Raw genomic sequence first — 20,974 nt, forward strand, 5'->3', positions numbered from 1 at the left:
ATCGGATCGGTCGAATGATCGCCCGTGCCGACACGGTCGCCCTTTTGCCTTCGAGAAATGCCACTGGAGATTTCATGAGTAAGAAAAAGCCCCATGCGCCGCAGGTCATGACCCCTTCCAGGATTCGCGAAGGCCTACCCTTCCCGCTCGGTGCAACCTGGGACGGGCTGGGCGTCAATTTCGCCATTTTCTCCGCCCATGCCACCAAGGTGGAGTTGTGCCTGTTCGACTCCAGCGGCGAGACCGAACTGGAACGTATCGAGCTGCCGGAATACACCGATGAGATCTGGCACGGCTACCTGCCAGACGCGCATCCCGGGCAGATCTACGGCTATCGCGTTCACGGGCCCTACGACCCGGAGAACGGCCATCGCTTCAACCCGAACAAGCTGCTGATCGACCCCTACGCCAAGCAATTGGTGGGCGAGCTGAAATGGTCGGAAGCGCTGTTCGGCTACACCATCGGCCACCCCGATGGTGATCTCAGTTTCGACGAGCGCGACAGCGCGCCCTTCGTGCCCAAGTGCAAGATCATCGACCCGGCCTTCACCTGGGGCCGCGACCATCCGGTGCAGGTGCCCTGGGACAAGACGATCATCTACGAGACCCATGTGCGCGGTTACACCATGCGCCACCCTTCTGTGGCCGACGATGTGCGTGGCACCTTCGCCGGCTTCAAGACGCCGGAAGTGATCGACTACATCCGCAAGCTCGGCGTCTCGTCCATAGAATTCCTGCCCATTCATGCCTTCGTCCAGGACCAGCACCTGCTGGAAAAGGGCATGACCAATTACTGGGGCTACAACAGCATCGCCTTCTTCGCGCCGCATCCGAAGTACCTGGCCAACGGCAAGATCAGCGAGTTCAAGGAGATGGTCGCGCACCTGCACAACGCCGACCTGGAAGTGATCCTCGACGTGGTCTACAACCACACGGCCGAAGGCAATGAGCTGGGCCCGACGTTGTCCATGCGCGGCATCGACAACGCCTCCTACTACCGTCTGATGCCGGACGACAAGCGCTACTACATCAACGATTCCGGCACCGGCAACACGCTGGACATGAGCCACCCATGCGTGCTGCAGATGGTTACCGATTCGCTGCGCTACTGGGCCACCGAGATGCACGTCGATGGTTTCCGCTTCGATCTGGCGACCATTCTCGGCCGCGAGCACGATGGTTTCGACGAGCGCCACGGCTTCCTTGTCGCCTGTCGCCAGGACCCGGTGCTGGCCAAGATCAAGCTGATTGCCGAACCCTGGGACTGCGGCCCCGGTGGCTATCAGGTGGGCGGTTTCCCGCCGGGATGGGCCGAATGGAACGACCAGTTCCGCGATACGGTGCGTGCGTTCTGGAAGGGTGACGATGGTCAGCTGGCCGATTTCGCCAGCCGCCTGACCGGCTCCGGCCACCTGTTCAACCAGCGCGGACGGCGTCCGTTCAGCTCGGTCAACTTCGTCACCGCCCATGACGGTTTCACGTTGAAGGACCTGGTGTCCTACAACCACAAGCACAACGAAGACAACGACGAAGACAACCGCGACGGCAGCGACAACAACCTGTCGTGGAACCACGGCGTCGAAGGCCCCAGCGACGATCCGGAGATCAACGAGCTGCGTTACCGGCAGATGCGCAACTTCCTCGCCACCCTGCTGTTCTCCCAAGGCACGCCGATGATCGTCGCCGGGGACGAATTCGCTCGGACCCAGCATGGCAACAACAACGCCTATTGCCAGGACAGCGAGATCGGCTGGGTGAACTGGGACATCAGCGAGGACAGCTACGGCCTGCTCGGCTTTGCCCGCAAGCTGATCCGCCTGCGTCAGCGCTTCCCGATGCTGCGTCGCGGCCGTTTCCTCGTTGGCGCCTACAACGAGGAGCTGGGGGTCAAGGATGTCACCTGGCTCGCGCCGAATGCCGAGGAAATGACCATCGAGCAGTGGGAGGACGCCCACAACCGCTGCATGGGCATGCTGCTCGACGGCCGAGCCCAGCCTACCGGCATCCGTCGCGCCGGTTCGGATGCAACGTTGCTGCTCATCGTCAACGCGCACCACGACCTGGTGAATTTCACGCTGCCGGAAGTGCCGCAGGGCATCTACTGGAATCGCCTGATCGACACCAACCACCCGACCGCGCGGCCGGAACGCTTCGACTTCAATGACGAGTACGCCGTGACGGGTCGTTCGCTGCTGCTGCTTGAGCTGATCAAGGCCGACGAGTGATCGAGGCGCGCCCCGCCCAGGGGCGCCCTGCTTCTCCGACGCTGGCTCGCTGAACCCAGCATGGTTAATCGGCTCGCGAAGCGTTACGCGCCATGCTTGCGGTCGAGACCACTCTCCTTTGCAAAAAAAATGACATGCGGCAGTGAACCTCGCCATGTGACTCAAGTCCCAAAATCCAGCGCGGCCCTCTTAACCAACCAACGGATTCGTTCTGCTTGTCGCCGGCAGTCTTGTCTTTTCCGTGATGGATCACACGTCATGCTCTCTCTTCGACCGCTCATCTATCCCCTTCTGCTCATGATCGGGCTGGCCCCGCTGGCTCCTACCTTCGCCTCCAGCAAACAAGCGAAAGCGACCGATAAGCCCGGCTCGGTGCGGCTGTTCATCAACCGCGCCGGCAGCGGCAAGGCCATGGATGTCAGCAATACCCTGGAAGTACCGGTGGAGGTGACCCTGCGCCTGACGCGGATGGTCAATGTGGCCGGCGTCGGCAAGGGCGTGATTCGCAAGACGGTGCCGGCAAACAGCCGGGTGCGCGTCGCCACGCTGAGCAAGCGCCAGGCCGGTGGGCCGATCATGTTCAAGCATTCGTTCAGCTACGCGCTGCTCTTCTCGCCGGAGCCGGATCAGCCTGGCACCGTCGATGGCCCCGCCTATGCCCTGCCCTGGCGCGGCGGCCCGTTCAGGATCTCCCAGGGCGCTGGCGGCGACTTCAGCCACAACTCGCCGAGCGGACGCTACGCGGTGGATATCGCCATGCCGGTAGGCACTCCGATCGTTGCCGCTCGCGCCGGCACCGTGGTGAAGATTCGCAACGGCCAGGGCGGGCGCCTGCCCGATCCAGCCGGTAACCATGTTCGAGTCGAGCATGAAGACGGCACCCACAGCGCCTATCTGCACCTGAGCAGGGGCTCGGTGCGGGTCAAGCCCGGGCAGCGAGTGGAAGCCGGCACGCTACTCGGCAAGTCCGGCAATACGGGCCGCAGCACCGGGCCGCACCTGCATTTCGTGGTGCAGAAATCTTATGGCGGCTCGATGTTGTCTATCCCCTTCCGGTTCAGCCAGCCGGTGGATTCGCTGCCGAACTTCGCCCTCAGCAATCAATGAGTTCCGATTACCGGAGCTCTTGACTGCTGCGTCCGCTCGCGAGGCGACGCCCTGGGCTAGAGCATGCGTTGCATGATGTCGTCGCGCTTGACCAGTCGGTGATACAGCGCGGCGCCGATATGCCCGATCACCAGTAGTACGGTCAGCCAGGCTAGCGGTGAGTGCAGGCCACCGACCGAGGCCGCCCAGGCGATCTCCGGTCCCTTCTCCACCAGCTGCTGGCCGAACACCTTCAGACCGTAGCCATTGCCGACCAGATAGAGCACGCCGGTAACCGGCATCGCCACCATGCACCCATACAGCGCCAGGTGACCGCCCTTGACCAACCAGGCCGTGGCTGGATCGTGCAGCGGCCGCCGGCTCAGCTGGCTGGCCGACCAGAGAATGCGCAGCACCACCAGGACTAAGAGCACGGCGCCCAGGGAGACGTGCCAAGGCACCAGTGTCTGTCCGACCCAGTGCTCGCCCTCTTCGATGCGGTCACCCAGCTTGAGGAACTGCCAGACGATCAGCAGCGCCATCAGCCAGTGGAATACCCGCGAAACGGTGCCGTAGCGAGTTCTGGAGTCCAGCGCCCGGTTTTCGGCCGGCTGTGCGGCTGGCTCGGCACCGGTTTCGGTCTGCCAGGCGATGTTCAGCGGCTCGTCGCCGGCCATGCGCGCCAGGTGATCGGCGACCACTTTCTGCAACTGCTGCAGCTGCGCCCGATCGTCGGCCTCCAATCTTGCGTCCAGCACGCCCTCGTTGGCGCGCAGGCTGCAGCGGCCGAGCGGCAGTTCGATGTCGCCGCCCTGCTCGTCCAGCTGCACGGGAAACTTGTGTCGCCAGTGGTTGCATAGGCGCTTGATCAGGCGCGACGGATTGCTCGCTGTGATTCGGCTTTGGGATCGGTACATGGTGTTTCCTCGATGAAATAGGCGCGTCAGCCGAAGCGGTAGGCTGACAGCGTGGTGTGCATGACGCGGTCGCTGAAGACCTTGCGTCCATTCGAATCGCCCGCTGCGCCGGCAGCCACCAGCAGCGGGATCAGGTGTTCCTCGGCCCTGGGCGGGTGGCACAGGCGCGCCGCCGGTGCGTCTTCCCAGCGCTGCAGCGCCCGGTCTCGCTCGTCGGGCGGCAGTTCGACCGCAGCGGTGAGCCAATGGTCGAACTCATCGGAAATCGCCGCGAAGCGCGGGTCGCCGTAGCCGCGCATGTTGTGGAAGCTCATGCCGCTGCCGACGATCAGCACGCCTTCGTCGCGCAACGCCCTAAGGGCCTGGCCAGCCGCGAGGTGCGCCTGCGGGTCGAGGTCGCTGCGCAGTGAAAGCTGCACCACCGGGATGTCGGCATCCGGAAACATCAGCTTCAGCGGGATGAACATGCCGTGGTCGAAGCCACGCTGCGCATTCTCACGCCCCCCCAGCGCGGCGGCGTCGAGCAAGTCGGCGATCCTCGCGGCCAGGGCCGGTTCGCCCGGCGCCGGATAACGCAGCTCGTAGGTGTGCGGCGGAAAGCCGTGGTAGTCGTAGATCAGCGTGGGACGTGCGGCGCTGGTCACACTGAAACTCGGCTGCAGCCAATGGCCGGATACCAGCACGATGGCGGTCGGTCTGGCCGGCAAGGTTGCGGCGATGCCTTTGAGAAAGCCCGCCATGGCATTCCACGCGGTCGGCGGGTTCCAGTCCATGAAGAAGCAAGGCCCGGCACCGTGCGGGACGAACAGAGTTGGCATGGTCTGACCGGCAGTCGATGTGGCGGACGTGAGCATTGCAAGCCTTCCCGGAACGAATATGCGGAAATCATGGCTTACACTCAGAGGTGTGAGAACCGGGCAAGTACAGCCAACACCTTTTACTGATAGCGAGGAATCGCATGCTCGATCGCATTACCGGGATGCGCGTGTTCGCCCGCGCCGCCAGCGCCGGAAGCCTCTCGGCAGCGGCGCGGCATCTGGGCATGTCGCCGGCCATGGCCACAAAGCATGTAGATGCGCTGGAGAGCCGCCTGGGGGTAAAGCTGTTCCATCGCAGCACGCGCCGCCTGACCCTGACCGAAGCGGGCGGCCAGTATCTGGAGGCCTGCCAACGCATCCTCCCGGAAATCGACGAGATCGAAGCGAGTGTCGCGTCGCAGCGTGTCGAGGCGTCGGGGCTGCTGCGGATGAACGTGCCGCTGTCATTCGGCACCCGCTACATCGCCCCGCTGATTCCGGACTTCAGCCGCCGTCATCCGGCGGTGAAAGTCGAGCTGGGCCTGACCGACAGCCGCATCGATCTGCTCGACGGGGGCTGGGATCTGGCGGTCCGTATCGGTTGGCTGGAGGACAGCCCGCTACAGGCTCGGCGTCTGGCCGATTGTCCGCTGTTGATCTGCGCCGCACCGCGATACCTGGACGAACGGGGCGTGCCGCGCAGCGTCGCCGACCTCGCCCAGCACAATTGCCTCGGTTACAGCCTGTCGAGCCTGGCAAGCGGCACGCTGTGGGCGTTCGGCCGCAACGGCGATGTGCGCGTGGCAGTCTCGGGCGACCTGATCGCCAACAACGGCGAAGCACTGCTGGCGGCGGCGATCGGTGGCCAGGGCATCGTCTACCAGCCGCAGTTCATCGTCGCTCCGGCGCTGCGTAGCGGCGAGCTGGTCACGCTGGAGCTGGATCACCCCTGTGTCGGGCTGGGTGGCATCCATGTGGTCTATCCACCGGACCGCCGTCCACCGGCAAAAGTAAGGGTCATGATCGACTATCTCGTCGAGGTGATCGGCGAACGCCAGCCCTGGACGCGCGAATAGCCCATCCCTGCGCGGCGGCCGAACGGCGCCAGACATAGAAAAGATGAACCGCCAACGCCGGGGAAAGTCGGAACAGATGTGCCCTGGCGTCATTGCGCCGTGCGCATACGAATTTTTCTGATACCCCGCGGAGCCTGAGATTCGAGCATCGCGCCGGTTCGCTTCTTCTGCCGTGCTGCCCGCTCATCCGTTCCGCCCGACAACCGTCGGCTGCGTGCCCCGCACCGCGCCGGCGATACGGAGTAGCTATGAAAGCTGTGGTTTATCACGACGTCGGCGACATCCGCCTGGAAGACGTACCCGAACCGCGCATCCTTGCGCCTACCGATGCCATCGTGCGCATCACCGCATCGGCCATCTGCGGCACCGATCTGCATTTCGTGCGCGGCACCGTGAGCGGCATGCAGCCTGGCACCATTCTCGGCCACGAGGGTGTCGGCATCGTCGAGGAGCTGGGTGCCGATGTTCGTAACCTGCAGGTCGGTGATCGGGTGGTCATCCCATCCACCATTGCCTGCGGCAACTGTTCCTACTGCCGGGCGGGCTACTTCGCCCAGTGCGACGGTGCCAATCCCAACGGCAAGGAAGCCGGCACCTCCTTCTACGGCGGCCCGCAGACCACCGGCCCCTTTCATGGGTTGCAGGCCGAAAAGGCGCGGATCCCCTTCGCCAACATCGGCCTGGTGAAGCTGCCGCCGGAGATCAGCGATGACCAGGCGATCCTGTTGTCCGACATTTTTCCCACCGGCTACTTCGGCGCCGAGATGGCCGAGGTCGGTAGTGGCGACACCGTGGCGGTGTTCGGCTGCGGGCCGGTGGGCCAGTTCGCCATCGCCAGCGCAAAGCTGCTCGGCGCCGGTCGGGTGTTCGCCATCGACCAGTACGACGATCGCCTGCGCATGGCCCAGCGCCAGGGCGCAGAAACCATCAATTTCAATCGTGAAGATCCGGTCGAAGCCATCAAGCGCCTCACCGGCGGCATTGGTGTCGACCGGGTCATCGATGCCGTGGGGGTCGATGCCGAGCATGGCTGTTGCGGCAGCAAGCCGGCCGAGGGCGCCACATCCGGCGCGCTCTGGCAGCCCGGCGACGCACCCGCCCAGGCGCTGGAGTGGGCCGTGCAGAGCCTGGCCAAGGCCGGCACCTTGTCGATCATCGGGGTCTATCCGCCGGATGCAATGACCTTTCCCATTGGCATGGCGATGAACAAGAACATCACCATCAACATGGGCAACTGCCACCACCGCAAGTACATCCCGCGGCTGATCGAAATGGTTCAGGCGCGGCGTATCGACCCGGCGAAGATCCTTACCCAGGTCAAGCCGATGACCGACGTGATCGCTGCCTTCGAAGCCTTCGACCGTCGCGAGAATGGCTGGATCAAGGTCGAACTGCAGCCTCAGCGCGGCGATGCACAGGGCAGCGAGGAGCAGATTCTCGATGAGGCAGTGGCCGATACCTTTCCGGCCAGCGACCCGACTACCGTGCAGAATCCCAGGTAGCTCGCCCATGGCTGGCATCCATATCGGCATCTCGGGCTGGCGTTATGCGCCGTGGCGAGGCGATTTCTATCCCAAGGGGCTGACGCAGAAGAAGGAGCTGCGTTTCGCCTCCCGGGCGGTCAGCAGCATCGAGATCAACGGCTCGTTCTATTCGCTGCAGACGCCCGAACGCTATGCCGACTGGTACGCCGATACGCCCAAGGGCTTCGTCTTCAGCGTCAAGGGACCGCGCTACATCACCCATGTGCGCAGGCTGCGCGAGGTCGACGGGGCGCTGGCCAACTTCTTCGCCTCGGGCATCTTTCAGCTCAAGGAAAAGTTGGGGCCGATCCTCTGGCAGTTCCCACCGTCGTTCAAGTTCGACCCTGCGTTGTTCGAAGCCTTTCTGCGCCAGCTGCCCCACGACACCGAAGCGGCGCTGGCAATTGCCAGAGACTGCGAGCCACGCATGGAGGGCCGCAGCTACCTGTCCGTAGACCGCAAGCGGCGCATGCGCCACGCCGTGGAGATCCGCAACGCCAGCTTCGTCGATCCGGCGTTCGTCGAGCTTCTGCGCAAGTACCAGGTAGCGCTGGTAGTGGCTGATACCGCCGGCAAGTGGCCGCATCACGAAGACCTCACCAGCGACTTCGTCTACATCCGCCTGCATGGTGCCGAAGAGCTCTACACCAGTGGCTACACCGACGCCGCGCTGGATGAATGGCGCCACCGGATCGAATCCTGGAACGCCGGCAGCCAGCCCGACGACGCACGGCTGATCAGCTCGAAGAAGCCGCGACGGCGAGCCTCGCGCCAGGTGTACTGCTACTTCGACAACGACGTGAAGGTCCGTGCGCCGTACGACGCACGCCAACTGCTGCATCGGCTCGGCCTGGATGAGCATTTGCAGGTCAGCCCCGGAAAACTGGAAGGAGCTATCGATTGACTCTGGATAAAGACCACCCGATCGCAAGCGCCGACCTCGACGCGCACATGGCTACGGCGGTCAATGCCGTCCGCATTCTCACGGTGAACACCCACAAGGGCTTCACCGCGTTCAATCGGCGATTCATCTTGCCGGAGCTGCGCGAAGCGGTCCGCAGCGTCTCGGCCGACGTCGTGTTCTTGCAGGAAGTGCTGGGTACGCACGAAAAGCACGCCTTGCGCTTTCATAACTGGCCGCAGACCCCGCAGTACGAATTTCTTGCCGACAGCATCTGGACCGATTTTGCCTACGGGCGCAACGCGGTCTATCCGGACGGCGACCACGGCAATGCCCTGCTGTCGAAGTTTCCGATTATCCGTTACGAGAATCTCGATATCTCCATAGCCGGCCCCGAGCGGCGTGGCCTGCTACACAGCGTGCTGCAGGTGCCGGGGCACGAGGAGTTCCATGCGATCTGCGTGCATCTGGGCCTGCGCGAATCGCATCGCCAGCAGCAGCTGGAATTACTCTGCAACCTGCTCGACTCGCTGCCCGAGGGTGCGCCAGTGGTGGTCGCTGGTGACTTCAATGACTGGCGATTGAAGGCCACGCGCACGCTCGATCGCTGCGCCGGGCTGCACGAGGTCTTCGCCGTTTCCCAGGGCAAGGTCGCCAAGACATTCCCGGCGCGCTGGCCGATGCTGCGCCTGGATCGCATCTATGTGCGCAATGCCAGCAGTCACAAACCGCGAATACTCGGTAACAAACCCTGGACGCACTTGTCCGATCATCTGCCCCTGGCGGTGGAGATACACCTATGAGTTACCACTGGAGAGACGGTAATCGCCTTCAGTTGCTGGAAAATGGCGAAGAGTTCTTTCCCCGCGTGTTCGATGTCATCGCACAGGCCAAGAAAGAGGTCCTGCTGGAAACCTTCATCCTGTTTCAGGACAAGGTCGGTGCCGAGTTGCAGCAGGCGCTGATCGCCGCGGCGAACAATGGCGCCAGCGTCGACGTGACAGTCGACGGTTACGGCTCGGCCGATCTGCACGGCGAGTTCGTCAGCGCGATGACGCGGGTTGGCGTGCGCATTCACATGTTCGATCCGGGCAAGCGTTTGCTTGGCCGCCGACTGAACGTGTTCCGCCGCATGCACCGCAAGATCGTGGTGGTCGATGGCGAAGTCGCCTTCATCGGCGGGATCAACTTCTCGGCCGATCACCTGGCTGACTTCGGCCCGGCCGCCAAGCAGGACTACGCGCTGCAGGTCGAAGGCCCGGTGGTGCGGGATATCCATCATTTCGCCCTCAGCCAGATCGCGCCGAACAAACCGCCGCAGCATCGCTGGTGGCGACGCCGCGTGCGGCAGCAGACGCCCGGCTATGGCGGCGTCAGTCGTGGCGAAGCGCGAGCATTGTTCGTCACCCGCGACAATGACCAGCATCGCAACGACATCGAACAGCATTACCTGCAGGCGATTCGAGATGCTCGCTCCAGGTTGTTGATTGCAAACGCCTATTTCTTCCCCGGTTATCGCGTATTACGGGAGATCCGCAATGCCGCGCGGCGTGGCGTGCGGGTGCGGCTGATCCTCCAGGGCGAACCGGACATGCCGATTGCCAAGTTCGGCGCGCGCATGCTCTACAACTATCTGATGCGTGACGGCGTGGAGATTCACGAATACTGCCGGCGCCCGCTGCATGGCAAGGTGGCGCTGGCCGACTATGAATGGTCGACGGTGGGTTCGAGCAATCTCGACCCGCTGAGCCTGTCGCTGAATCTGGAAGCCAACCTGATCATCCGCGACCACGTGTTCAACCGGCACCTGCACGAGCGGCTCGATCACCTGCTGCAGACCGACTGCCGACGCATCCCGCTGGAACGGATCATCCGTGGCTTCTGGTGGCGCGCGCCGCTGGCATTTCTGATCTTCCATTTCCTGCGGCATTTCCCCGGTCTGGTGGACCTGTTCCCCAAACACAAGCCACGTCTGGAGCTGCTCGATGCAGATGCGCCTCCACTCGATAGCGTGCCCGCCCCCATACAGCGAGAACAACGATGAGCCACACGACCCACGGCGAGGCGAAAGGCGGCTGGCGTCGGCGCTGGCCATTGATCAAGAGGATTCTCACGTACGTCTTCTTCATCCTGGTCGCAGGGCTGTTGATCGGGCTGGCCCGCAACCTCGACTGGCAGGAGGTCTACAGCACCCTGCGCAACTACCGCGCCGAGACGCTGTGGATGGCAGGCGCGGCTGCGCTAGGCAGCTACGTCGTCTATTGCTTCTTCGACGTGCTCGGCAAGCGTTACGCGCGCCATGACCTGCCGTTGCGGCAGATCCTGCCGGTCACCTTTGTCTGTTATGCCTTCAACCTCAACCTCAGCGCCTGGGTCGGTGGCATCGCCCTGCGCTTTCGTCTCTATTCGCGCCTCGGCCTGCGCCCATCGCAGATCACCAGGGTGTTCACCCTGAGCCTGCTCACCAACTGGCTGGGCTACATGTGGCTGGCCGGATTGATCTTCGTCATGGGCTGGATCACGCCACCAGCCAACTGGGAAATCGGCTTCACCGCGCTGCGCGTGCTAGGCGCCGGTTTGTTGCTGGCGTGCGTCGTCTACCTTGGGCTCTGTGGCTTTTCCAAACGGCGTTCGTGGACCATTCGCGGTCATGAGATCCACCTGCCGTCACTGCGCCTGGCACTGATTCAGCTGGTCCTCGGCGCGGCGAACTGGTCACTGATGGCGTTGGTGGTGTACTTCATGCTGTCCAGGCAGGCGGCCTATCCCGAGGTGCTGGGCATTCTCATGATCAGCAGCATCGCCGGCGTGGTAACCCATATTCCCGCGGGGCTCGGCGTGATCGAGGCCGTGTTCGTGGCCATGCTCGCCGACGAGATGAGCAAGGGAGCCATCGTCGCCGGGCTGATCGGCTATCGGGTGATCTACTTCCTGATCCCCCTGCTGTTCGCCACCCTTGTCTACGTGGTACTCGAGGCGCGGGCGAAGAAGCTGCGTAAAGGTAACCAGGGCGCAGAGCAGCCGACGGCTACCCGGGAGACGAGCTGAGACCTGGGTCGGCTGCAGCTCCCGCCCCCACAAGGGGCGACGCTGCAGCCTCGCCATCAGACCAGTCGGCAGCCCGCTCCACGACAGGGTTGATCGCGGCACTCGCTGGAGTGGTCTTGACCGTGACATCAGCGACTCAAGCAAACCCGCAAAGTGCAGTGACCAGATGCCCCGCTTCCCCGCCCTCCAGTAAAAAAACGCCGCTCAGGTTGCCCCGAGCGGCGCTTGTCATCGCTGTAGCCTTCAGACCTGCGGTCGCATTACCAGCACGCCCAGTGGCGGCAGGGTCAGCGACAGCGAAACCTTCTCGCCGTGACTCTCCACCGGCTCGGCCAGCATGCCGCCGCCGTTGCCGGTGTTGGAGCCGCCGTAGCATTCGGCGTCGCTGTTGAACACCTCCAGCCACCTGGCATCCACCGGCACACCGATGCGATAGCCCTCGCGCACCACCGGGGTGAAGTTGCCGATCACCAGCAGCGGATGGCCGGTCGAACTCTTGCGCAGCCAGGCGAACACGCTGTTCGCCCGATCGTCGCCGATCAGCCACTGGAAACCGCGGGGGTCACTGTCCAGTTCATGCAGCGCCGGCTCCTGGCTGTACAGCCGATTCAGATCGCGCACCAGGTTCTGCACGCCGCGGTGATCGGCTTCTTCGAGCAGGTGCCAATCCAGCTCGCGATCATGATTCCATTCACGCCACTGGCCGAACTCGCTGCCCATGAACAGCAGTTTCTTGCCTGGATGTGTCCACATGAACGACAGGTAGGCGCGCAGGTTGGCGAACTTCTGCCAGCGGTCGCCCGGCATCTTGTCGATCAGCGAGCCCTTGCCGTGGACCACCTCGTCGTGGGAGATCGGCAGCACGAAATGCTCGGAATAGGCGTAGACCATGCCGAAGGTCAGCTTGTCGTGGTGATACTGGCGGTGGATCGGGTCTTCCTGGATGTACTTGAGCGTGTCGTGCATCCAGCCCATGTTCCACTTGTAGGAAAAGCCGAGGCCACCTTCGCTGGTCGGCTTGCTGACCCCGGGGAACGCGGTGGACTCCTCGGCGATCACCAGCGCGCCCGGCGTTTCCGTGGCCACCACGTCGTTCAGGTGACGGACGAAATCTATCGCCTCGAGATTCTCGCGCCCGCCGTGACGGTTGGGAATCCACTCACCCTCGTTGCGCGAGTAGTCGCGGTAGAGCATCGAGGCCACTGCGTCGACGCGTAGCGCATCGACGTGGAACTCACGCAGCCAATGCAGCGCCGAGGCCAGCATGAAGCCGTGCACCTCGGTACGGCCGAGGTTGTAGATGTAGGTGTCCCAGTCCTGATGGAAGCCCTCGAACGGGTGCGCGTATTCGTACAGCGCGGTGCCGTCGAACTCGCCGAGGCCATGGGCATCGGTCGGAAAATGCGCCGGCACCCAGTCGAGAATCACGCCGATGCCGGCGTTGTGGCAGGCATCGACGAACTCGGCGAAGTCATGGGCATTGCCGTAGCGGGCGCTGGGGGCGAACTGCGAGAGCAACTGGTAACCCCAGGAGCCGCCGAACGGGTGCTCCATGATCGGCATCAGCTCGATATGGGTGAAGCCCATGTCTACCACGTAGGGGATCAGCCGCTCGGCCAGCTCATGCCAGTTGTACAGCCGGCCGTTATCGCCACCCTCACGTCGCCAGGAACCCGCATGCAGCTCATAGATGCTCATCGGCGCGTTGAGTGACTGGCGCGAGGCGCGCTGCTGGATCCAGGCCTGGTCCTTCCACTGGTAATCCAGCGGCCGCGCGATGACCGAGGCGGTGCCCGGTGGAAGCTCGGTGGCCAGGGCAACCGGGTCGGCCTTCAGCGGCACGATGCCGTTGGGGCCGAGAATCTCGTACTTGTAGGTGTCGCCAGGCTGCAAGCGCGGAATGAACAGCTCCCACACGCCGGATGGAAAGCGCAGCCGCATGGGATGGCGGCGGCCGTCCCAGCCGTTGAAGCTGCCGACCACCGAGACGCGCCGGGCGTTGGGCGCCCAGACGGCGAAACGCACGCCCTGTACGCCGTCCACCTCGATCACCTGGGAGCCGAACACCCGGCCGATCTGCCGATGGTTGCCTTCGGAGAACAGGTGCATGTCCAGCTCGCCGAGCTGTGGGCCGAAACTGTAGGGATCTTCAGTGATCTGTTCCCCGCCCGCCCAGCGAATCTTCAAAAGGTAGGGCTGCTGATGGGCCAGTCGAGTGAAGAAGAAACCCGGTACCTGCCCTTGCTCCATCACCGCCAGCAACTGCTGGTCCCGGTCGAGCAGCTCCACACCGAGCGCGTTGGGCAGGTAGGCCCGTACCACCATTCCATCGCCGTCCGGGTGCGGTCCGAGCACGGCGAAGGGATTGCCATGTTCGGCTCGTACCAGGGCGTCCACATCGGTATCGCTGGGCATCAGGGTCTCCCCTGGCGTGGTCAGAACCGGGCGATCAATCATTGGAACCTCCATCGAAAAGCTGTTGTGCCAGGGCCAGCAGTCCCTGTAGCGGGACGGGCAACCAGGCCGGGCGGTTCTCCGCTTCGTAAACGATCTCGTACGCGCATTTCTCCAGGCTGAACAGCAGCAGTGCAGCATTCGCGCCATCCTTGTCCTTCCAGGCATGCGGCAGTTCGGCCGTGGCCTGCCGGTAGGCTTCGAGGAAAGCCTGCTGGGCACTGCTCTGGTAACTCGCGGCAATGCGCTGACGGGCTTGGTCCGCTTCCGGCGTGCTGTCGCTGATCTGTGCACCGCGAATGGTCATGGCAGCTGCATATTCGAACGAGCGCAGCAGCCCTGACACGTCCTTGAAGGGGCTGTGCTTGCCACGCCGCTCTTCCAGCGAGCGGGCGGGCTCGCCTTCGAAGTCGATGAAGTATGCATCGCCTTGGACCACCAGCACCTGGCCGAGGTGCAAGTCGCCATGCACTCGGGTGCGCAGACCTCCAAGCGTTCTAGCAGCAAGAGGTTGCACTTGTGCGAGCAGGCCGTCACGCCGCTCGAGCAACTGACCGACCGCGGCCGCATCCTTGCGCTCGAAGCTGGAACGGTGCTCGGCGAGGCGTGCCAGCGCCTGTTCGAGCTGGCCGACGATGCTCTGCGCCCACTGCTCGGCATTGGCCTTGTCGGTGCGTTCGTAGGCGAACGCCGGATCGTCCGTTTGCGCTGCGAGGGCGACATGCATTTCGCCAAGGCGCTGGCCGAGCAGCCGGTTGAACGCCTCAAGTTCATCGAGGGCGCTGAACTGATTCTCGTGCAGCGACACGCCACCGGCGATCTCGTCGCGTACCGCGCGGTCGAGGTTGTTCAGCGTCCATTCCCAGGCGTCGCCCTGACTGTCGAGGAAATGCTGGATCACCATCAGCGCCACCGGCTCGCCCTGCTTGTTGATCCGACTGACCTGGCCGAGCATGCCGGAAATGTGGGCGAAGCCACCGGCAGTGAGGAAGCCGCCCATTTCCAGCTCGGGGTGGATACCCGCCGCGACGCGACGCAGCAGCTTGATCATCACCTTGTTGTCGATGATCGCTGAACTGTTGGACTGCTCGGCGGAGATGAAGCGTACCTCCGGGTGCTCCGGCAACTGCAGCTCGTACAGCTGCGGCATCGGCACGAAGCGGATCTCGCCATCGTTGCAGGGCAGCACCAGCTCGTCGCGCAGCCCCTGGATGACCGCTGCGCTGAACTGTTCCAGCGCGAAGGCATCGGTCATGAGTCCGACCTGCGGCCCACGGCGTACGCGGGCCAGCGCCAGCTGTTGCGGCAGTGCGGTGCCAAAGTCAGCCTCGTCGAGGAAGCCCAGCGGCAACTGATAGAGATCGCTGCGCCCGGCCGACTCGACACAGAGTTCGCTCAAAAGCACCGGCCGGTTGGGATCGCCGAACGGCACGCAGTAGTTGATGCGAATCGCCTCAATCGCCACGTCCTTTGCAGCGAACCAGCGACGCTTGGGCAAGTAGGCGGGTAACGACTCGGTCTCCAGAATCCGCCGGTTGCCGCTGGTGAGCGTGTCCAGGCGCTTGAGCACCAGGGTCCGGAAGTCCGGCATGGTGTCCACCGGTTCCTGGTGCCAGCTCGGCATCTGATTGGTGGGCGCCAACTGGAACCAGTAGAAGCCGTAAGGCGGCAGGGTCAGCAGATACGGCAGTTGGCCGATGGGCGGGAAGGCACTGCCGCCGACCATCTCCACCGGCACCATGCCGGCGTATTGCGACATTTCCAGCTCCGCCGCCTGGGCCGAACGCGAAACGTTGGCGACGCAGAAGATGATCTCGGTTTCGCCATTCGGCCCGGTGAATTCGCGCAGATAGGCCAGGATGCGCCGGTTGCTCGGCGCCAGCATTTTCAGCGTGCCGCGGCCGAAGGCCTTGAACTGCTTGCGGATGGTCAGCATCCGCCGCGTCCAGTTGAGCAGCGAATGCGGGTCGCGCTGTTGCGCCTCGACGTTGATGGTGTAGTAGCCGTAGAGCGGGTCCATCACCGGCGGCAGCACCAGATTCGGCGGGTCGGCGCGGGAGAAACCGCCGTTGCGGTCCACCGACCACTGCATGGGGGTGCGCACCCCATCGCGATCGCCGAGGAAGATGTTGTCGCCCATGCCTATCTCGTCGCCGTAGTAGATCACCGGCGTACCGGGCATGGAGAGCAGCAGGCTGTTCAGCAGTTCGATGCGGCGACGGTCGCGTTCGAGCAGCGGCGCCAGGCGACGACGGATGCCGAGGTTGATGCGCGCCCGCTTGTCCGAGGCGTAGTAGTTCCAGAGGTAGTCACGCTCGCGGTCAGTGACCATCTCCAGGGTCAGCTCATCGTGGTTGCGCAGGAAGATCGCCCATTGGCAGTTGTCCGGGATATCCGGCGTCTGCCGCAGGATGTCGGTGATCGGGAAGCGGTCTTCCTGGGCGATGGCCATGTACATGCGCGGCATCAGCGGGAAGTGAAAGGCCATGTGGCATTCGTCGCCGGGGCCGCCGTCTTCGCCGCCGAAGTACAGCTGGGTGTCCTCCGGCCACTGGTTGGCCTCGGCCAGCAGCATGCGGTCGGGGTAATTGGCGTCGATCTCGGCGCGTATCGCCTTGAGCACCGCGTGGGTCTCGGGCAGGTTCTCGTTGTTGGTGCCGTCGCGTTCCACTAGGTAGGGAATTGCGTCCAGGCGCAGGCCGTCGATGCCCATGTCCAGCCAGAAGCGCATCACCGCCAGCACGGCCTTCATCACCTGCGGGTTGTCGAAATTCAGATCCGGCTGGTGAGAATAGAAGCGGTGCCAGAAGTACTGCTTGGCCACTGGGTCCCAGGTCCAGTTGGATTTCTCGGTGTCGAGAAAGATGATCCGCGTGCCCTGGTATTTGTCGTCGGTGTCGGACCAGACGTAGAAATTGCGCGCCGCCGAGCCCTTCTTCGCCTTGCGTGCGCGCTGGAACCAGGGGTGCTGGTCCGAGGTGTGGTTGATGACCAGCTCGGTGATCACCCGCAGCCCGCGCTTGTGCGCTTCGGCGATGAAGCGCCGGGCATCGGCCATGTTGCCGTACTCGGGATGCACGCCGCGGTAGTCGGCGATGTCGTAACCGTCATCGCGCCGCGGCGAGGGATAGAACGGCAACAGCCAGATCGTGTTCACGCCCAGATCGGCGATGTAGTCCAGCTTGTCGATCAGCCCGACGAAGTCGCCAACGCCATCGTTGTTGGAGTCGTAGAAGGATTTCAGGTGCACCTGGTACACCACCGCGTCCTTGTACCAGAGCGGATCCTTGATGAATGCGGCCGGCTTGCGCGGTTTTGCCATGTTCTTCATTCCTGTCGTGGTGAAGGGCCGCGCGTGTCTGCGACCCGGGCAACGACGAAGCCACAGCTGAAATCCATATCAAGACAAAACCATAATCAATTGATTTTGAAATGGTTTTCAGCTGCTTCCTAGAAACTACTTGAGGTCCGGGTCAGGCCGTTGAGCGGTCAGGCGCCAGATACCGAACGGCAGATGCCAGGGCTCGATACGCATCCACTGGGTCTTGCCGTACCAGGTCCAGCGGTGCCCATTCATCAGGTCCTCGCCCTGGGTGTGGGCGTCATCCGGCAGGCCGAGCTCCCACAACGGCAGCTCGAAGTGCGCTTCCTGTGCGTTGTGTGGATCGAGGCTGACCGCCACCAGAATGAAATTGGACAGGTCCGGCGTGCGCTTGCCGAAGTAGAGAATGTTGTCGTTCCAGGCCAGGTAGGGTTTGAAACCCAGGTGCGTTTGCAGTGCGGGGTTCTGCCGGCGAATGCGGTTGAGCTGGGCGATCTCGGCGACGATGTTCCCAGGCGCCTGGTAGTCGCGTCGTCGGATCTGGTACTTCTCCGAGTCCAGATACTCCTCCTTGCCCGGAATCGCCGCCGATTCGCACAGCTCGAAGCCCGAGTACATGCCCCACAGCCCCGAGCCCATGGTCGCCAGCGCCGCGCGGATAAGGAAACCGGCGCGGCCGGAGTCCTGCAGGAAGAAGGGGTTGATGTCCGGCGTGTTGACGAAGAAATTCGGCCGGTAGCAGTCGCGCAGCGGCGGCTCGTTGAGCTCGCTGAGATAGTCGGAAAGCTCCGCCTTGGTGTTGCGCCAGGTGAAGTAGGTGTAGCTCTGGCTGAAGCCGACCTTGCCGAGGCGCGCCATCATGCCCGGGCGGGTGAAGGCCTCGGAGAGGAACATCACGTCGCGGTCACGCTCGCGGATATCGGCGATCAGCCACTCCCAGAACGGCAGCGGCTTGGTGTGCGGATTGTCGACGCGAAAGATCTTCACGCCCTGCTCCACCCAGTGCCAGACCACGTCACGCAGCGCGATCCAGAGGTCGGGCATGGCGTCCTCGGCGTAGAAGTCGACGTTGACGATGTCCTGGTATTTCTTCGGTGGGTTCTCGGCGTACTTGATCGTGCCGTCCGGGCGCCAGGAGAACCAGCCCGGATGCTCCCTGAGCCAGGGGTGGTCCTGGGAACACTGGATGGCGAAGTCCAGGGCGATCTCCAGCCCGTGCTCGCGGGCCGCGGCGACCAGCTCGCGGAAGTCGTCCAGCGAGCCCAACTCCGGGTGGATGGCGTCGTGACCACCCTCCTCGCTGCCGATGGCGTAGGGGCTGCCCGGGTCGTTCGGGCCGGCCTGCAGGCTGTTGTTCGGACCCTTGCGGTGCTGGCGCCCGATGGGGTGGATCGGCGGGAAGTACAGCACGTCGAAGCCCATGTCGCGGATCGCCGGCAGACGCTTGTGCACGTCGCGGAAGGTGCCGTGCCGATTGGGATCATCGGTCTCCGAGCGTGGGAACAGCTCGTACCAGCTGGCGAACTGGGCCATCGGGCGCTCGACATCCAGCGGATAGACCGGGCTGCGGCTGCAGTGCTCGCGCGGATCGGCCGCAGCCATGGCCGCAGCGGTTTCCGCCGCCAGCAGCAGCGACACCCGCTCATCTTCCAGATGCGCCGAGCCCAGCCGGTGCAACAGATCGTCGAGGATCGCGCGGTTCTCGCCCTGGGCGCGCGCGCTGGCCTTTTCCAGCAGCAGGCGGCCCTCTTCCAGCTCCAGCTGCACCGGTACGCCCGCGGTGTGCTTTTTCGACAGTTCGTAGCGATAGCTTTCGAACACATCCCACCAGGCCTCGATCACGAACTCGTGTTCGGCCACCTGGGTCGGGGTGAGCTGACCTTGCCAGCTATCATTGCCCAGGAGCTTCAATCGCGCACGACGCCAGCCGCTCTCGCCCTTTTCGCGCCAGCACACTGCGGCGGCGAGCTGGTCATGGCCGTCTGCGAATATCCTGCTGGTGACAACGACAGGCTGGCCAATGATCGCCTTGGCCGCAAAGCGGCCATCGTCGACCACCGGCAGGGTGGATTCGATGGCGATGCGCGGCATCTTCAGGGCTTCTTCGAGTCGAGGGTGAATCGTCACGTCGGGCTGTGCATCGCTCATCGAACGGGCTCCTGGGGCGCAAGGGTTCGGATTGCCCGAGCCGCCTCTGGATGCGTCATCGTGCGGTTCGGGTGCCGACCCGCGAATGGCGGTTTTTGTCGGCTCTTTCTTCCGAGCCAGCCCGCCTGGGAAAGTTCAGCGCTTTACGGCGTCGACAGCCCCATTCGGCAACTGGTCGACGGGATGCCTGCGGGGCGCTTGGAACCCTTGCGCAGGCGGCTACGGCCGACCGTCGCAAGCCTTGAAAGTCCCGACGGCTGGCCGGAACCGGCGCAGCCCGCGCCCATCAATCAAGAACGTCGGACGTCATCATCAGCGTCCGGTTAGAGGAGAACGAGCATGACTCACGCACGCCCCGATATGCCCCAACCCGATCCGATCGTGCATGACAAGCCAGGCGATGTGCCGCAGGTGCCCTGTGCCGACGAGTTGGACGAACACAAACCCGGTTCGCCCTATGGCAATCAGTCGGTCGTGGATACCGACGACCCACAACCGTCCTGACCCTGGGGCGCCGCTCACGACTGTGCATCGAAGACGAGCAACGGGTTGTAGCCGCTGCGGGCGTAGTCGCCCTCCTCGGCGAGCATCAGGTCCAGCGCCAGGCTGGCAAGATCGTCTGCCACTGGCTCGGCGCGACCCTGCAGCGGCCGCAGCACGATCTTCAGATAGCTCTCGCAAGCGCCGCAGGCTTCCGCCTGCACCGGCAGGAACGGCTCGCCCTTTTCGTCGTCCAGCCCCAGGTAGAGCAGCTGCCCACCGGTTTCGCAGTTGCTGCACTTGACCCGCTCCAGGTGCCATTCGGTCGCGCACAGCGCGCAATGCAGGAAGCGCACGCCGCTGCGATTTGGCTCGTTGTGCACCACGCTCGCCACCGGCGGCGATCCGCAGCACGGGCACAAGGCTCGGGCCTCGGCCAGCGGCTGCGCAGGGGCGCGCGGCAAACCCGCCGCCAGGCGCACCCAGGCCACCTGCAGCGCGGCTGCCACCAGCGGCATCAGCCCGCGGGTCTCGGCGCTGCCGGCGCGCTGTTCCAGTACATCCTCGGCGATCGCCTGCAGTGCATCGGCATCCGCGTCACGCAGGGCTTGCAGCAGCGGTCTCTGCCGCTCACCGACGTGCAGCGCCAGCGCATCGAGGATCGCGCGCAGATCACCCTGCCAGTCCAGATCGCGGCGCAACGCACGGAAGCCCAGCGGCGGCATGCGATGCTCCAAGGCTTGATCGAAGGCATCCGGCGCCGGACGCCAGGACGGTTCGCGCCCACTCAGGACCTGATGCTGGGCCTGCGCCAGGCGTGCCATGAAGTCGAGAAACTCGTCCAGCGCCGGCACCATGACCATCAGCTCGCGCAGGCGCAGCGCGCGGCGGCTGAACAGCTGGACGTCCGGCAGTACCACCTCTGGAGGCTCCATGATGGTGGTCGGCGCATAGCCGAACTCATGACCCGCCGCTCCGCGTTTTCCTTTCATGTTCG

At 64.0% G+C, this 20,974-nt stretch carries 15 protein-coding genes; 9 read left to right on the forward strand and 6 right to left on the reverse strand.

The genetic code is table 11. The features are described 5' to 3' along the window. Window positions 1-74 precede the first annotated feature (74 nt). The gene (glgX, locus tag OUY36_RS11650) at window positions 75-2,225 is read left to right on the forward strand and encodes a glycogen debranching protein GlgX (RefSeq protein ID WP_200593719.1); all 2,151 of its coding nucleotides are present in this window, start codon (window positions 75-77) and stop codon (window positions 2,223-2,225) included. A gap of 258 nt (window positions 2,226-2,483) precedes the next feature. After that, entirely contained in the window at window positions 2,484-3,332 is an 849-nt protein-coding gene (locus OUY36_RS11655; protein ID WP_267934406.1) for a M23 family metallopeptidase, read from the forward strand. A 56-nt stretch (window positions 3,333-3,388) separates the two neighbouring features. Here OUY36_RS11655 and OUY36_RS11660 read toward each other — a convergent pair whose 3' ends face one another. Both OUY36_RS11660 and OUY36_RS11665 read right to left on the reverse strand, forming a co-directional pair. Further along, window positions 3,389-4,228 carry a DUF2218 domain-containing protein gene (locus OUY36_RS11660; protein WP_267934407.1) on the reverse strand — a complete coding sequence of 280 codons (840 nt, stop codon included), beginning with the start codon at window positions 4,226-4,228 and terminating at the stop codon, window positions 3,389-3,391. Between the two features lie 26 nt (window positions 4,229-4,254). Further along, on the reverse strand, window positions 4,255-5,082 hold the full coding sequence (locus tag OUY36_RS11665; RefSeq protein WP_267934408.1) for a DODA-type extradiol aromatic ring-opening family dioxygenase: 828 nt from the start codon (window positions 5,080-5,082) through the stop codon (window positions 4,255-4,257). Window positions 5,083-5,186: 104 nt separating this feature from the next. Between OUY36_RS11665 and OUY36_RS11670 the strand changes: the two genes are divergently transcribed. The 6 genes from OUY36_RS11670 to OUY36_RS11695 all read left to right on the forward strand — a co-directional run bounded on the left by OUY36_RS11670 (window position 5,187) and on the right by OUY36_RS11695 (window position 11,573). Next, entirely contained in the window at window positions 5,187-6,101 is a 915-nt protein-coding gene (locus OUY36_RS11670) for a LysR family transcriptional regulator (RefSeq protein ID WP_267934409.1), read from the forward strand. A gap of 248 nt (window positions 6,102-6,349) precedes the next feature. After that, window positions 6,350-7,603: a zinc-dependent alcohol dehydrogenase gene (locus OUY36_RS11675; protein ID WP_133457186.1), complete on the forward strand. Its 1,254-nt coding sequence runs from the start codon at window positions 6,350-6,352 to the stop codon at window positions 7,601-7,603. 7 nt (window positions 7,604-7,610) lie between these two features. Next, window positions 7,611-8,528, forward strand: a complete 918-nt coding sequence (locus OUY36_RS11680) for a DUF72 domain-containing protein (RefSeq protein ID WP_267934411.1) — start codon at window positions 7,611-7,613, stop codon at window positions 8,526-8,528. Beyond that, on the forward strand, window positions 8,525-9,328 hold the full coding sequence (locus OUY36_RS11685; protein WP_063542259.1) for an endonuclease/exonuclease/phosphatase family protein: 804 nt from the start codon (window positions 8,525-8,527) through the stop codon (window positions 9,326-9,328). The genes OUY36_RS11680 and OUY36_RS11685 overlap by 4 nt, the downstream gene beginning before the upstream one ends. Then, window positions 9,325-10,569: a cardiolipin synthase ClsB gene (gene clsB / locus OUY36_RS11690; RefSeq protein WP_063542257.1), complete on the forward strand. Its 1,245-nt coding sequence runs from the start codon at window positions 9,325-9,327 to the stop codon at window positions 10,567-10,569. The genes OUY36_RS11685 and clsB overlap by 4 nt, the downstream gene beginning before the upstream one ends. Then, window positions 10,566-11,573, forward strand: coding sequence for a lysylphosphatidylglycerol synthase domain-containing protein (locus tag OUY36_RS11695; protein ID WP_267934412.1), 1,008 nt, complete (start codon window positions 10,566-10,568; stop codon window positions 11,571-11,573). Before clsB ends, OUY36_RS11695 begins: the two co-directional genes overlap by 4 nt. Window positions 11,574-11,816: 243 nt before the next feature. Here the strand turns inward: OUY36_RS11695 and glgB are convergent, their stop codons facing one another. The 3 genes from glgB to OUY36_RS11710 all read right to left on the reverse strand — a co-directional run bounded on the left by glgB (window position 11,817) and on the right by OUY36_RS11710 (window position 19,497). Beyond that, the gene (gene glgB, locus OUY36_RS11700; RefSeq protein ID WP_208218548.1) at window positions 11,817-14,030 is read right to left on the reverse strand and encodes a 1,4-alpha-glucan branching protein GlgB; all 2,214 of its coding nucleotides are present in this window, start codon (window positions 14,028-14,030) and stop codon (window positions 11,817-11,819) included. After that, a complete protein-coding gene (gene treS, locus OUY36_RS11705; protein ID WP_267934413.1) occupies window positions 14,023-17,349 on the reverse strand; it encodes a maltose alpha-D-glucosyltransferase in 3,327 nt (1,108 codons plus the stop codon). Before treS ends, glgB begins: the two co-directional genes overlap by 8 nt. A 135-nt stretch (window positions 17,350-17,484) precedes the next feature. Beyond that, entirely contained in the window at window positions 17,485-19,497 is a 2,013-nt protein-coding gene (locus OUY36_RS11710) for an alpha-1,4-glucan--maltose-1-phosphate maltosyltransferase (RefSeq protein ID WP_267934414.1), read from the reverse strand. 339 nt (window positions 19,498-19,836) lie between these two features. Between OUY36_RS11710 and OUY36_RS11715 the strand changes: the two genes are divergently transcribed. Continuing rightward, complete coding sequence (locus OUY36_RS11715; RefSeq protein ID WP_166082560.1) at window positions 19,837-20,001, forward strand: hypothetical protein; 165 nt, start codon at window positions 19,837-19,839, stop codon at window positions 19,999-20,001. A gap of 14 nt (window positions 20,002-20,015) precedes the next feature. Here the strand turns inward: OUY36_RS11715 and fdhE are convergent, their stop codons facing one another. Continuing rightward, entirely contained in the window at window positions 20,016-20,969 is a 954-nt protein-coding gene (gene fdhE / locus OUY36_RS11720) for a formate dehydrogenase accessory protein FdhE (protein WP_267934415.1), read from the reverse strand. Window positions 20,970-20,974 lie beyond the last annotated feature (5 nt).

The organism is Stutzerimonas sp. R40042, assembly GCF_026642215.1.
In the GTDB taxonomy this organism is placed as follows: domain Bacteria; phylum Pseudomonadota; class Gammaproteobacteria; order Pseudomonadales; family Pseudomonadaceae; genus Stutzerimonas; species Stutzerimonas frequens.

Coding starts and splice junctions, on each gene's coding strand:
- OUY36_RS11695 (WP_267934412.1), top strand. CDS start 10,566: ATGAGCCACACGACCCACGGCGAGGCGAAAGGCGGCTGGCGTCGGCGC.
- OUY36_RS11675 (WP_133457186.1), top strand. CDS start 6,350: ATGAAAGCTGTGGTTTATCACGACGTCGGCGACATCCGCCTGGAAGAC.
- fdhE (WP_267934415.1), bottom strand. CDS start 20,969: ATGAAAGGAAAACGCGGAGCGGCGGGTCATGAGTTCGGCTATGCGCCG.
- glgX (WP_200593719.1), top strand. CDS start 75: ATGAGTAAGAAAAAGCCCCATGCGCCGCAGGTCATGACCCCTTCCAGG.
- clsB (WP_063542257.1), top strand. CDS start 9,325: ATGAGTTACCACTGGAGAGACGGTAATCGCCTTCAGTTGCTGGAAAAT.
- OUY36_RS11655 (WP_267934406.1), top strand. CDS start 2,484: ATGCTCTCTCTTCGACCGCTCATCTATCCCCTTCTGCTCATGATCGGG.
- treS (WP_267934413.1), bottom strand. CDS start 17,349: ATGGCAAAACCGCGCAAGCCGGCCGCATTCATCAAGGATCCGCTCTGG.
- OUY36_RS11670 (WP_267934409.1), top strand. CDS start 5,187: ATGCTCGATCGCATTACCGGGATGCGCGTGTTCGCCCGCGCCGCCAGC.
- OUY36_RS11660 (WP_267934407.1), bottom strand. CDS start 4,228: ATGTACCGATCCCAAAGCCGAATCACAGCGAGCAATCCGTCGCGCCTG.
- OUY36_RS11715 (WP_166082560.1), top strand. CDS start 19,837: ATGACTCACGCACGCCCCGATATGCCCCAACCCGATCCGATCGTGCAT.
- OUY36_RS11710 (WP_267934414.1), bottom strand. CDS start 19,497: ATGAGCGATGCACAGCCCGACGTGACGATTCACCCTCGACTCGAAGAA.
- glgB (WP_208218548.1), bottom strand. CDS start 14,030: ATGATTGATCGCCCGGTTCTGACCACGCCAGGGGAGACCCTGATGCCC.
- OUY36_RS11680 (WP_267934411.1), top strand. CDS start 7,611: ATGGCTGGCATCCATATCGGCATCTCGGGCTGGCGTTATGCGCCGTGG.
- OUY36_RS11665 (WP_267934408.1), bottom strand. CDS start 5,082: ATGCTCACGTCCGCCACATCGACTGCCGGTCAGACCATGCCAACTCTG.